We start from the raw sequence: 13208 nt of genomic DNA, 5'->3' as shown, positions 1-13208 counted from the left end.
TTCTGTTGCCAGTTTTTGTAATTATTCTTTTAAAGTCATAATCATTTTTATTTGATAGCATCTATTTTCTACTCTTCAGAATTTTTAGAGTACTTCCCTTTACAATGTTTAGTCATTCAACAACTATTTATTTCCAGATGATGCAGAGTTTATGAAAAAAGATTTTGACTGATCATAATTTTTTATTTCCACAATATTTGCAGGTAAACCAAAGCCATTGTTAATTAGTGCTTCAAGAACATCATTCATCACTTGGGAGCGTATATTATTGTGTACGGAACGACTTGTGGATTCAAATGTATTTATCCAAAACTTAATGTTGATGTTAATGGTATTGGTCGACAATTCATTAATAGCAATTATAGGCATTTTATTTTCTTTCAAAACGCCGCTTACTTTTTTTACTGTTTCTAAAATTAATTTTATGGCCTCCGTAGGATTATTTTCATAAGCGATTCCTACTTCAAACTCGTAGCGTAAAAATCCATCCAAAGTATAATTGAATAAAGGGTTTTTAAGAATAATTGAGTTGGGTAAAAATACATCTTTGCCATCTGGTGTCTTAAGTAAAGTTTCTCTTATGCTAATGTCTTTTACATGTCCCATAATTCCATTGACTTCAATCAAATCATCTAATCTATAAGGACTTTTAAAAGCCAAAATAATTCCTGCTAAAAAATTTTCGCCTATATCTTTTAAGGCAAAACCAATGACAAATGTTAAAAGACCTGCACCTGCCAATAGTTTATTGGTAAACGAATCTAGCCCAAGCAAATACATTGTTGAAAACAACACAATAGATTTTAAAATGAATCCAACAATTTGCGATGTGAAATTAGCTGTAATTTGATTGGGGGATTTTTTAACCAACCGTAATTTGACTCTGCTTTTAACAAAATTTGCCACAACAAAACCAAGAATCAAAAACAAAAGAGTTATCCCTAAGTTGAGGTAATTTAATTGAAAATAAGCTACTAAGTCATTATAAATTTGAATCGATTTGTCCACGTTATTAAAATTATAGGTTGAGTAAATAGCTACTGATGAAGTACAATCAGGTTTGAAATGTCAGTATTTCTTATTCAAATTTTTTTTATTACCTGTTTGAAATTGAAAAAAAAACTTCTTTTCTTATCTAATCTGCTGAGGTCATCTAGCACTATTTATTTTTGTTAAATACCACATAATAAACGCTGCTGGATTCGGAAAACGTTTATGGTTTCCGTATCAGCAGCGTAAGGTTCTTTTACTACGTTTCTTTCAGCAAAGTTGTAACTAAATGAGAATGAATTATTTCACTAGTAATTTCTTAGTTTTCTGTCAAGTCTAAAGAAAAATTTACTATCGTAACTTTTTTGTTGGGAAATTTTGCACCCATTAGAGTAAGAAAGTTTAATTCTTTATCTAATAGATGTCTTTGATTTCATAACTCATTTCATTGTACGTAAAGGTTTCTCCTTTTTTTAATCCTTTCATAGAGGCATATATTGGAGCTTTTGTAGATATACTAATTATTTCATTACCATCGATTTCAATCTTTTCGCTTGAAATTCCAATAAAAAAAATTAATTGGTCAGTAATTACAACTGCACCGGATGAAATATGTGTATTTTCAGATGAAGAATCTAATGTTTTTAAATACTCCGTTTCCTTAACGGCAAAGGCAAGTTCACTGTTTAATGCATCTACTAATTCAAGTGTGCCAGCTGAATGATGTTCGCTTTGGCTGTCGGAGTTTTCCTGACTAGTGGCATCTGTATTCAGTGCGTTGATACGCTCATCTAGATTTCCTATCAGTTCATTCTGATTAGCAAGACTTGAACTAATTATTAAGTTTTTGTTTATTTTCATTTTTATTATTTTACATTTATTATTACTCTTCGAACCAAACTTTCTGACAATAGCCAGGTTAAATTTAGTCTAATCTATATGATTTATTTTTCTCTATCGATTTGTACCACCAAAATTCCTATCATTTTATTAAACCCCATAACAGGTGTTACGATTTTTATATTTCCTTTTTCTTTCAAAACAACCGATTCATTTATTTCAGAATCTAAATTGCCTTGGAATGGACTTCCTTCAAATTTTTTGTCAGATGATAACAAAACCATTTTATTTTCCGGGTTAATTAATTGAATTAAGTCTGCACCAGATTCTTTTACAAAAACTGTTAAAAGTTGGTTTAAATTCTCGGTGTTGTTTCTTAATAATTCACTTCTCACTGACCAAGAAAAAACTTCTGTTGCAAACTTCAGATGTTTAATGTTCAGGCTGTCAATTGTACTTTCGTGTTGCGTGATCAGTTGCTTTTTTTCATTGTTGAAGTTTTTCTCGTTTGTGCCAATTTTAATGGTAAACCAAATAAAAACAACCAACAACACTATGGTTAAAATTGTTGCTGCTTTATTATTGTTAAAAAAAGTAATAAGTTTATCAGCAAACGTTATTCTTGATTCTGCTACAGCGGTTGCTTTCTCCACTTCCTCTGAATTGTTTCTTTCCTCTATGCTCATAATTATTGTTTAACTAATTTTCTTGTTTGATTCCTCTCGTGTAAGTATTTTAAGCACTGAAAAAAATAATCCATCTCAAATTGCTCCTAAAATATAAATACCTGCACTCGCAAGTGATAAAGTATTTCATCAGCATTTACAAATTCTTTGCAATTTAAAATTTCGGGTAAAATAGTAAAAGAAGCAGTTGTTTTTCCTGCTCCATTACAACCGGCAATAATGTAAATATTTTTACTCATGCATACAAAGGTAATTGATTTTAGGTTTGATTAATTCATCTTTTTTTCTTTAGAAATGAAATCAACAGGAGAAAGCATCTTGTTAATTGATGACTTGAAAGACGATCAGTTCTACGAATTGTATTCCAGAAGAAAAATGTATTTGAGTAAATAATTTTGAGTTTATATGTTGGAAAAGCCCCGTTTGGGGCTTTTGCATTTTCTGAATATGCATCTCAATTATAGATTACAATTGATTTGTTGTTTTAGGAAGTTAGCATAAATTTAAACTTTTCTACTGTTTTTGTATTTTGGTATTAGTAGTTTTCATCTACAAGACGTATTTTCATGTGATAATGGGACATGCCCACCTCCATAAAAGGTTCGTCATATATTTCAAAACCAAGTTTCAAGTAAAAAGGGACGGCATTTTCTCGCGCATGGCAAACTACTTCTTTGATTCCAGTAGTTTCACAAAAAGAAAGCAGTTCCTGCACTAATAATTTCCCAATGCCTTTCCCTTGTTGGGCAGTCTCAACGGCCATTTGCATCAGTTGTGTTTTGGTTTTTTCGGGATTAAGGGGATTCAAGACCACACAACCAATAACAGTATCACTTTCAATAGCCACAAAATGCCATGCTTTTTCATCGTGCATTTCCCAAGCATGGTCTGGAATACCAATGGGACGCAGTAAAATGCGATTTCTTAAATCGGTTTCTAAAGGATAGCGAGGACTGAGGTAATTGATACGTTCTATATTAACCATTAGTTGTAGAGTCTTTTTTTTTAATACTTTGTTTTAACTTCCCCCAAATAAATTTAAATCCTTTGACGACCAATAATGCTATGATTCCGCCCATTAGTCCAGCACTGAATTCTCTCACCAAAGAGGGCAGGTCTTGCAGAAAATAATGCAGTTGGTCAATTTTATGCACAAATATTCCTCCTGCGACCAAAATTAATGCAATGGTACCTATAAAAGCCAAGCTTTTAATGACGAGCGGTAGTAGTCGTATCAACTGCTTACCAATAAATTTAGATGTTTTGCTTTTATTAGCTGTTAGTAACATTCCTAAGTCATCCATTCGTACGATAAGCGTCACGATACCATATACTCCAACTGTCGCTATAATTGCGATAAAAGAAACTACAATAATTTGGGTCAAAATTGGTTTTCCTATTACACTGCCTAGGGCGATAATCACAATTTCAATCGATAGTATAAAGTCCGTTATTATGGCTGCTTTTATTTTTCCTTTTTCCAAAGTTACTATATCTTCATCGCTTAGCATTGTGTTTTCGACTCTATCCACTGTACGTTGGTGAGGAATTACATATTCGTATATTTTTTCAGCTCCTTCATAAGCGAGATAAAAAGCACCAAATATAAGTACGACGGTGATCAACCATGGTATAAAGTAACTTAATAGAAGGGCAAGGGGTACGATTATTAATTTATTTAATAAAGAGCCTTTGGTGATAGCCCACAATACAGGAATTTCTCTTGAAGACACAAAACCGGATGCTTTTTCAGCATTGACAGCCAAATCATCTCCTAATATTCCAGCTGTTTTTTTAGTGGCTATTTTGCTCATCATGGCAACATCATCCATAAGTGCTGCGATATCATCCAGTAGCGCAAAAATTCCTGATGCCATAATCTACTTTTTATTTAGATTTTCTGTAAAAAAATTAATGGTTCGTGTCCAAGATAGGGTAGCGGCAGCTTCGTCATATCGCGGCGTGGTGTTGTTGTGAAAGCCATGATTCACTTCTGGATAAATATAGGCAGTATTTTTTACTTTGTTCTTTATTAGGATAGCTTCAAAAGCCGGCCAACCTTCATTCACTCGGGTATCTAAGCCAGCATAATGCAGTAATAGCGGTGTGTTTATTTTTGCGGCTTCGTCAGCAGTGGGCTGTCCGCCATAATACGGAACTGCCGCTAATAATGTTGGTACTTTTACCGCCATCATATTGGCAATCCAACCACCAAAACAAAAACCTACCACTCCAATATGCCCAGTACAATCTTTATGGGATTTTAGGTACTCGTAGGCCGCAATGAAGTCTTCAAGCATTTCTTCTCGGGTACGTTTTTTTTGTAATTCGCGACCCGCATCATCATTTCCGGGATAGCCGCCCAATGGCGATAAGGCATCAGGCGCCAAAGTTATAAATCCTTCCACAGCTGCTCTGCGTCCTACATCTTCTATGTATGGGTTGAGTCCGCGGTTTTCATGCACCACGATGATTCCCGGTACTTGCTTCTCACTTCCTGTGGGTTGGGACAAAAGTCCTTTGATTGTGCCGCCACCTTTGGGAGAATTGTAGGTTATAAATTCAGATTTCAACCTAGGATCATCGGGTTTTATCAAAATAGAATCGATATAATTGGGTGTCATAAAGCTGAGAAGTGAAGGAAGTGTGAGTGTTCCTATTGCAAATAAAGATAACTTTTCAACAAACTGTCTCCTTTCAATTTTATTATGAGCATAGTCATCATATAAATCAAATATTTCCTGAGTGATATCTTCTTTGGTTAGTTTTTTCATTGTCCTAGTTTTTATATAAAGGTACACTTTTGTTCTAATTAATAGAAAATAGAAATGGCTGCGAGGTCTTTTCTTTTTATGTCCGGAACCCAGCAGTCTTCTGCAGGATAACCAACGGGAATCAGTAAAAAAGGTTTTTCATTGATGGGTCGTTTTAGAGTTTTGGTCAAGAAATTCATTGGACTAGGAGTGTGGGTTAACGAGACTAAACCCGCGTTATGGATTGCTGATAATAAAAAACCAACGGCTATACCTACGCTTTCCTGAACATAATAGTTGTTTTTCTTGTTACCGTCAGGATCCAATTCATAGATGCGTTTAAAAACGACGATGAGGTAAGGGGCAGTTTCTAAAAATGGTTTGCGCCAATCTGTCCCTAACGGTTTTAGGTCTTCCAACCAGTCACTTGACATACGAGATTCATAGCTTTGAAGTTCTTCCTGCTCCGCAGCGATACGGATCTGTTTTTTAATTTCGGGATTTTCAATCACACAAAAAGTCCAAGGTTGCTTGTGCGCTCCAGAAGGAGCAGTTGAAGCCGTTTTTATCAGGTTTTCAATTACTGCCTTGGGAACTGATCGGTCTGAAAACTCCCTTACAGAACGCCTACTGTCCATCATTTCATAAAAAGAAAGGGAACGTTCCATCATTTCTTGCTCAGAAAGAACGGTTTTGTTATAATGGATATAAGGATGGTTGTCAATTATTTTTTTATCAGCCATTTAGTTTTTTTTTTTTCTTACTGTCAAATATAAAAAAAAACAGGAGTCATTAGTATTAGAACTTGCACTTATGAAGCTGTTTTCGCAAGCAATCTTGCGCGGTAGACACATAGTCTACTGTTAAAGATCGCGTCTTTTTTGAATCGGTGTTGCTACGCTATTGTTTCTGCTCCTTCCACGATAATGAGATCAATCAAAAATTTATGCCGTTTTGATGGGGAAAATTATAGCTTCTTCTAGCACTCCTGAGCGCAATACAATTTCTGCTTTTGTTTTTTTGTACCTCTATTTTAGTACGCTACACGATAGATTGGGTTGATTATACATTTTGATTGCTGGTGCTCGATATCTATAGTACTTCCTCATCTTCTACTTGTTTGAAAAGTTTGTAAAAACTGCCAACTCCTGAAAAATCTTTCTGGTGTATATTTTAGACAGTTAGGGCTCACCTTTCAGTTTCCTTATAATTCAACTGTTGGTGCAAATAAAACCATTTTTTTAACGAGCAATACGGCTACTTTTCAAAGTAAATATGGTATAGATCCTTTTGGTCAGTTCACGAGAAATCTCTCAAATAAATCGTAAAAAATTGCTCTGGCTGATGCAGATGAAAATACAATTGATTCCGTAGAATATTTTGATTCAGCACCTTGGCCAACCATACCTTATGACGGCGGTAGCTATCTGGACTTGATTAGCACTACAGTAGACAATAACTTAGCTTCAAGTTGGGTTGCTACTAGTAGCGATGCTTTGTCTAATCAATCATTTTTAGCTTCATCAGCATTTACGATCTATCCTAATCCTGTTTCAAATAGGGTAACCATTCAAGCTGGTAAACCAATGACTGGAGTTAAAATATACAGTATTTTAGGTGCTTTATTACAAGAAATTAAAACAAATTCACAAAATCTTAATCTGGATTTGAGTGCTTACTCTCAAGGTGTTTATTTTATAACGGCTTACAATGAAGAAAGTTTTACCGTTAAAAAAAATTAAAAAAAATAATTTAAAAACGAGTAGCAATTATTTTGAGAACTGATAAGTAAAAGTATAGGCTTTTACTTATCAGTTTAGTTTATTAAAAGTTTCGAAAATTTGGATGCATCTTTTTGTGTGTACTAACTTTTATTTGCAATTCTTAAAAGTAGCTTCATTACAAACTATTTTTTGGTGCCACATCTTTTAATTGTGAATCGCTATTGGATTGAAGTTAAACAGTTGTTAATTAATAATTTATAAGGTAAAAGATTAGTTTTGGTTGAATTGGGAGTCAAATCAACGCTCTTGATTGCTGGTTTAAAAAGAAAAAATTAGCCTACATTTTCTAACTAAGCGCCATTTAAGGGTAGTGCAGTACTACTATTTAAATTTAATTATTGACAAGCATTTACAAAAATATTTCATGCAGTACGAAAGTTTAAGTAAGATGATACAAGTTTATAATTAAATTTATTTTACATTTGTTCATTAAATTTCGATAAACGATGAACAATGTAAAAAATGTATTCAGTATTAAAGATCTTGAAAACCTTTCAGGTATAAAAGCGCATACAATACGAATATGGGAGAAACGATATGATATTCTGCAGCCCATGCGTACGGATACTAACATTCGTTTGTACGATTTGGCCAGCTTACAGAAACTTTTAAATATTACACTATTACATGATTATGGCTATAAAATTTCAAAAATAGCAACATATCCTCAAGATAAAATACCGTCTTTAGTTCGCGAAATAATTTCGAGTAAAACAGCCAAAAGCCATGCTATCAGTGAGTTTAAAATGGCAATGATGAATTTTGATCAAGAGCTTTTCTTCAATACCTACAATTGGTTAATTGCTGAAAAATCATTTAAGGAAATATTTCACCAAGTTTTTATACCGTTGATGAATGAATTAGGGTTGTTGTGGCAATCAGATACGATAACTCCAGCTCACGAACATTTTATCAGCTACTTAATTAAACAAAAATTATTAATCAATACTGAAAAGCTTCAAATTTTAAAACAAACAAAACTAGATAAAGTCTTCGTTTTATCTCTTCCTATGAATGAAATTCACGAATTGGGTCTTATGTATCTCAATTATGAGATTTTGTTACATGGGTATAAAACCATTTATTTAGGGGAAAGTATGCCTATTGAAAATCTGAAAGATTTGAAAAATCATTTTGATTCTATTGTTTTTGTCTCGTATCTAACTGTACAGCCAGAGCGAGATATGCTGGATGGGTACCTTCAAAAAATGTCCGAGGAATTACTAGATGAAACCACTGAATTATGGTATATTGGGCGCATGGTTGAGTTTATTAAAAAAGAACAATTACCGGAACGAATAACAACTTTTAATTCAATCACTGAATTAGTTGATTGGATATAATCGTTTTGTTTAAACAATTCGTATATTTGCTAAACAAATGAAAAAAATAAAAAAGATTACAATAATAGGTTCTGGATTCTCAGCTTTGGCAGCATCTTGCTATTTAGCAAAAAGTGGCCACAATGTTACTGTCTATGAGAAGAATGCGACAATAGGAGGAAGAGCACGACAGCTAAAAAAAGAGGGTTTTACCTTTGACATGGGGCCGAGTTGGTACTGGATGCCCGATGTATTCGATCGGTTTTTTGCTGATTTTAACAAAAAAACTACTGATTATTACGAGCTTATAAAGTTGTCTCCTGCCTATAGGGTGTATTATGGAGTCGATGATTTTATAACTATAGCAGATAATTTAGCGGATATTACACTAGCTTTCGAGGCTATTGAAAAAGGAAGTGGTGCATTGCTAAGTGATTTTATGGCTGAAGCCAAAACCAATTATGATATTGCCATCAAAGATTTAGTCTATCGTCCCGGAGTTTCGCCACTGGAATTAGTTACAGTAGAGACTGCGATGAAAGTAGGGCAGTTTTTTAGTAATATAAGTAAAGATGTTCGAAAAAAATTCAAAAATGAAAGGCTGATTCAAATTCTGGAATTTCCAGTTTTGTTCCTGGGAGCTAAACCTTCTGACACACCTTCGTTTTACAGTTTTATGAACTATGCCGACTTTGGGCTTGGAACTTGGCACCCAAAAACAGGAATGTTTGATGTAGTGCGAGCTATGGAAAGTTTAGCCATAGAATTGGGTGTTACATTTGAAACCAACGCCAATATTGAAAAGATTATTGTTGAAAATAAAACCGCTGTAGCAATTAAAGTCAATGGCGCAGTCATAACTTCAGATTTGATTTTAAGCGGTGCTGATTACCATCACACGGAGACTTTATTGGATCAAGAATATCGTGCGTATTCGGAAAAATATTGGGATAGCCGAGTTTTTGCCCCTTCGTCGTTATTGTTTTATGTAGGTTTTGATAAGAAAATAGAAAATATTTCGCATCATGCGTTGTTTTTTGATGTCGATTTTTATCAACATGCCAAAGACATTTACGATGAACCCCAATGGCCAAAAGAACCTTTGTTTTATGCTAATTTTCCATCGATAACAGATGAAACCGCTGCTCCGGAAGGAATGGAATCTGCGTTTTTTCTCGTGCCTTTAGCTCCTGGAATCAATGATACTGAAGAGTTAAGAGAAGTCTACTTTGATAAAATAATGGATCGTTTTGAAACTTTAACACAGCAAAGCGTAAAAAATAATATTATATTTAAACAATCGTTTTGTAAAAATGATTTTGTGTCTGAATATAATTCGTACAAAGGGAATGCTTATGGAATGGCAAATACCTTATTGCAGACTGCATTTTTAAGACCAAAGTTAAAGAGTAAAAAGGTTAAAAATTTATATTTTACAGGTCAATTGACTGTACCTGGACCTGGCGTTCCACCAGCATTAATTTCTGGAAAATTAGTGTCGGAATTAATTAATAAGCAATTTTCATAACAATAGTATGAAGGAATTATTCGATGATGTGTCTTTTAAGTGTAGCAAGTTAGTTACAAAAAGCTATAGTACCTCTTTCTCGCTGGCGGTGTATATGTTGTCGCCTAGCATAAGAGATGCCATTTATAGCATTTATGGTTTTGTTCGTTTTGCGGATGAAATTGTGGATACCTTTCATGGTTACGATAAACAGAGTCTTATCACAGAGTTTGAAGAGGATTATTACAGAGCTTTTGATAGAGGAATTAGTTTGAATCCAATCTTGAACTCCTTTCAACAAACAGTGAAAGAATATAATATCACTGATGATTTGATTCAAGCTTTTTTAAAAAGCATGAAATTGGATTTGATAAAATCGGATTATCATAGCAAAGCCGAATATGATGCGTACATCTACGGTTCCGCTGATGTGGTTGGTTTAATGTGTCTTAAAGTTTTTGTAGCGGGAGACAATAAAAGATATGAGCAACTGAAAGACGAAGCCATGCGATTAGGATCCGCTTTTCAAAAAGTAAATTTTTTACGTGATTTGAAGGATGATAATTTAGTATTGAACCGTAATTATTTTCCTGGAGTCGATTTGAATTCGTTTGATGAAAATGCCAAAACAGCAATCATTAATGAAATTCAAGAGGATTTCAGAGTGGCTTACGAAGGAATTGTAAAGCTTCCAATAGAAGCTAAATTTGGTGTGTACACCGCTTTTGTGTACTATAAAAAACTATTAAAAAAGTTAGAAAACACTCCTTGCCACGAAATAGGAAATGCCAGAATCCGAGTTTCTAACTACACAAAAGCGGGCTTATTAGCTAAGTCTTTTGTTTCTTATAAATTAAAGTTAGTTTAATTTACAACTTATTTTAAAGGATTGTTATACTTAAATACAGAATAAAATGATATTTTTTTTGATTTGTCTAGGTACTTTTTTAATAATGGAATGTGTTACTTGGTGCACGCATAAATACGTAATGCACGGCTCTATGTGGTATTTTCATGCGGATCACCACCAACCTAAATACGCAAATATTTTTGAACGAAATGACATCTTTTTTTTAATTTTTGCTGCTCCAAGTATTGCGCTTTTTTATTATGGAGTCGAAGGGGGATTGAATTATAAACTCTTCATTGGGCTAGGAATTATGTTTTATGGGTTGTGTTATTTCATGATTCACGATGTATTAATTCACCAACGCTTCAAATGGTTCAAGCGCACTAATAATAAGTATTTAATCGGCTTACGTAAAGCACATAAAGTACACCACAAACATTTGGGCAAAGCACACGGAGAATGTTTCGGAATGCTATTTGTTCCTTTTAAATACTATAAAATTTAAGTTTAATTGGGGCGTGTCCCCACTTTCACTAGCGTTACAGCGGGGTCGGGCAATCCGTTCCCGCTTTTTTTATACTGCCTTGATAGTCTGTATAATAAAGAGCTCCACTGCTGTCCCTCACGCAAGCTTGTCCGTAAGACACTAATTATCTCTAAAACACCAATCATGAAAATATACAAACAAGAAACAGTGCAACACGTTAATGCAACTGTTGAAGAATGCTGGGCTTTTTTTTCTAATCCAAAAAATCTTCAAAAAATTACACCGGAAGGAATGGGTTTTCAAATCACGGATTTTGATCAAAAATCGATGTATCCAGGACAAATCATTCAATATAAAGTAACGCCACTTCTTGGAATAACTTTATCTTGGATGACACTAATTACTCAAGTAAAGGAAAATAGTTATTTCATAGACGAGCAAAAATTTGGTCCCTACAGTTTTTGGCACCACAAGCATTTCTTTGAAGCTACTCCCACCGGAACTAAAATGACAGATGTGGTACATTACGGATTGCCACTTGGCTTTTTAGGCCGAATCATGAACACATTGGTCGTTAAAAATAAATTGAAATCCATTTTCGAATACCGTGTTACAAAAGTGGATGAAATGTTTAATTCAAAATAATGAGCAAGCAAGAAGTTTCTATTTTTTGGTTTAGACGCGATTTGCGCTTGGAGGATAATGTGGGGCTATTCCATGCTTTGAATTCCAAATACCCTGTCATTCCAGTTTTTATTTTTGATGATGCTATTCTAGATAGTTTACCTAAAAATGATGCAAGAGTTGGGTTCATTTATGATAATCTTAAGAAAATAAACAGACAGCTTCAGGACTTTAATAGTGCTCTTTTAGTGAAAAAAGGGAAAACTATAGCCATTTGGAACGGGCTGTTAGAGGAATTCGATGTCAAAGAAGTTTTTTTTAATAAGGATTACGAACCGTATGCCACGCAACGTGATGCTGCGATTTGTGAACTGTTAGAAAATAGCAACACCATCACGCATTCTTTTAAAGATCAAGTAATTTTTGAAGAAAAAGAAATCACAAAAGCGGACGGGCTACCCTATACAGTTTATACCCCCTTTAAAAATAAATGGCTAGAAAAATACAAATCGATGGCTCCGGTTCGCGAATATGATGCCACGGATACTTTTTCTAAATTTTATAAAGGGACTTTTGTTTTTCCTACTTTAGATCAAATTGGGTTTGAAGAAAGCACGATAAAAGTGAAACATCACAACCTTACTTTTATCGCTAATTATCATGATATTAGAGATTTTCCCGCTGTGGATAAAACCTCTTATCTTTCTCCGCATTTGCGTTTTGGCACTGTAAGTGCGAGAAAATTAGTTAATTGGGCATTTCATAAAAATGACGTTTTTTTGAGTGAACTGATCTGGAGAGAATTTTTTATGCAAATTTTATTTAGCTTTCCAAAGGTCGTTACTCAAAACTTCAAAGCATCGTATGATGGTATTCAGTGGCGCAATGATGAAGCCGATTTCAAGCGCTGGTGCAGCGGAACTACCGGGTATCCCATGGTAGATGCTGGGATGCGTCAGCTCAATGAAACGGGGTATATGCACAATAGAGTCCGCATGGTTGTAGCTAGTTTTCTGTGCAAGCATTTGTTGATTCAGTGGCAGTGGGGCGAAGCCTATTTTGCTGAAAAATTATTGGATTATGATTTGTCAGCTAATGTAGGAAACTGGCAATGGGCAGCTGGAACTGGCTGCGATGCCGCACCTTATTTTAGAGTTTTCAATCCGGAAATTCAACAAAAAAAGTTCGATGAGAAAGGTATCTACATTCGGAAATGGATTAAAGAATTCGATTTAGGATATGGCAAACCGATGGTTGATCATGCTATGGCCAGAGATAGAGCCATTGCCACTTATAAAGAAGGAATCGTTAAATAAAAACACCAAAATCCATACGTCCAATACATTACAGGGTTTTTAAATAATA

Annotated in this window: 14 protein-coding genes and 1 pseudogene; 7 read left to right on the top strand and 8 right to left on the bottom strand. The window is 34.3% G+C overall.

Translation table 11 applies throughout. The features are described from left to right. Positions 1-123: 123 nt before the first annotated feature. The 8 genes and pseudogenes from BUA03_RS05905 to BUA03_RS05870 all read right to left on the bottom strand — a co-directional run bounded on the left by BUA03_RS05905 (position 124) and on the right by BUA03_RS05870 (position 6012). Positions 124-1008: a mechanosensitive ion channel family protein gene (locus BUA03_RS05905; RefSeq protein WP_066077773.1), complete on the bottom strand. Its 885-nt coding sequence runs from the start codon at positions 1006-1008 to the stop codon at positions 124-126. A 396-nt stretch (positions 1009-1404) separates the two neighbouring features. Further along, positions 1405-1851 carry a hypothetical protein gene (locus tag BUA03_RS05900; protein WP_066077775.1) on the bottom strand — a complete coding sequence of 149 codons (447 nt, stop codon included), beginning with the start codon at positions 1849-1851 and terminating at the stop codon, positions 1405-1407. A gap of 83 nt (positions 1852-1934) precedes the next feature. Further along, on the bottom strand, positions 1935-2516 hold the full coding sequence (locus tag BUA03_RS05895) for a hypothetical protein (RefSeq protein WP_066077777.1): 582 nt from the start codon (positions 2514-2516) through the stop codon (positions 1935-1937). Positions 2517-2638: 122 nt separating this feature from the next. Next, positions 2639-2755: pseudogene (locus BUA03_RS05890) on the bottom strand (zeta toxin); the annotation flags it as partial. A 296-nt stretch (positions 2756-3051) separates the two neighbouring features. Beyond that, a complete protein-coding gene (locus tag BUA03_RS05885; RefSeq protein ID WP_066077779.1) occupies positions 3052-3501 on the bottom strand; it encodes a GNAT family N-acetyltransferase in 450 nt (149 codons plus the stop codon). Next, on the bottom strand, positions 3494-4393 hold the full coding sequence (locus BUA03_RS05880; protein WP_066077780.1) for a DUF808 domain-containing protein: 900 nt from the start codon (positions 4391-4393) through the stop codon (positions 3494-3496). Before BUA03_RS05880 ends, BUA03_RS05885 begins: the two co-directional genes overlap by 8 nt. A gap of 3 nt (positions 4394-4396) precedes the next feature. After that, positions 4397-5290, bottom strand: coding sequence for a dienelactone hydrolase family protein (locus BUA03_RS05875; RefSeq protein WP_066077781.1), 894 nt, complete (start codon positions 5288-5290; stop codon positions 4397-4399). 38 nt (positions 5291-5328) lie between these two features. Then, positions 5329-6012 carry a nitroreductase family protein gene (locus BUA03_RS05870; protein WP_066077783.1) on the bottom strand — a complete coding sequence of 228 codons (684 nt, stop codon included), beginning with the start codon at positions 6010-6012 and terminating at the stop codon, positions 5329-5331. Positions 6013-6702: 690 nt separating this feature from the next. Between BUA03_RS05870 and BUA03_RS05865 the strand changes: the two genes are divergently transcribed. From BUA03_RS05865 to BUA03_RS05835, 7 genes are all read left to right on the top strand, one after another. Beyond that, complete coding sequence (locus BUA03_RS05865; RefSeq protein ID WP_066077786.1) at positions 6703-7011, top strand: T9SS type A sorting domain-containing protein; 309 nt, start codon at positions 6703-6705, stop codon at positions 7009-7011. Positions 7012-7499: 488 nt separating this feature from the next. Beyond that, entirely contained in the window at positions 7500-8396 is an 897-nt protein-coding gene (locus tag BUA03_RS05860; protein ID WP_066077788.1) for a MerR family transcriptional regulator, read from the top strand. Positions 8397-8433: 37 nt separating this feature from the next. Further along, complete coding sequence (locus BUA03_RS05855) at positions 8434-9903, top strand: phytoene desaturase family protein (protein WP_066077789.1); 1470 nt, start codon at positions 8434-8436, stop codon at positions 9901-9903. 7 nt (positions 9904-9910) lie between these two features. Further along, complete coding sequence (locus tag BUA03_RS05850) at positions 9911-10750, top strand: phytoene/squalene synthase family protein (protein ID WP_066077791.1); 840 nt, start codon at positions 9911-9913, stop codon at positions 10748-10750. Between the two features lie 46 nt (positions 10751-10796). Further along, positions 10797-11237 (top strand): sterol desaturase family protein, encoded by a 441-nt coding sequence (locus tag BUA03_RS05845; protein ID WP_066077793.1) that lies wholly within the window; start codon positions 10797-10799, stop codon positions 11235-11237. Positions 11238-11402: 165 nt separating this feature from the next. Then, positions 11403-11864 (top strand): SRPBCC family protein, encoded by a 462-nt coding sequence (locus BUA03_RS05840; RefSeq protein ID WP_066077795.1) that lies wholly within the window; start codon positions 11403-11405, stop codon positions 11862-11864. Continuing rightward, positions 11864-13159 carry a cryptochrome/photolyase family protein gene (locus BUA03_RS05835; protein ID WP_066077796.1) on the top strand — a complete coding sequence of 432 codons (1296 nt, stop codon included), beginning with the start codon at positions 11864-11866 and terminating at the stop codon, positions 13157-13159. Before BUA03_RS05840 ends, BUA03_RS05835 begins: the two co-directional genes overlap by 1 nt. Positions 13160-13208: the final 49 nt, after the last annotated feature.

It is taken from the genome of Flavobacterium fryxellicola (assembly GCF_900143245.1).
In the GTDB taxonomy this organism is placed as follows: domain Bacteria; phylum Bacteroidota; class Bacteroidia; order Flavobacteriales; family Flavobacteriaceae; genus Flavobacterium; species Flavobacterium fryxellicola.
Note: the sequence above shows the minus strand (reverse complement) of the source record. Positions and strands in the feature narration are given on the sequence as shown.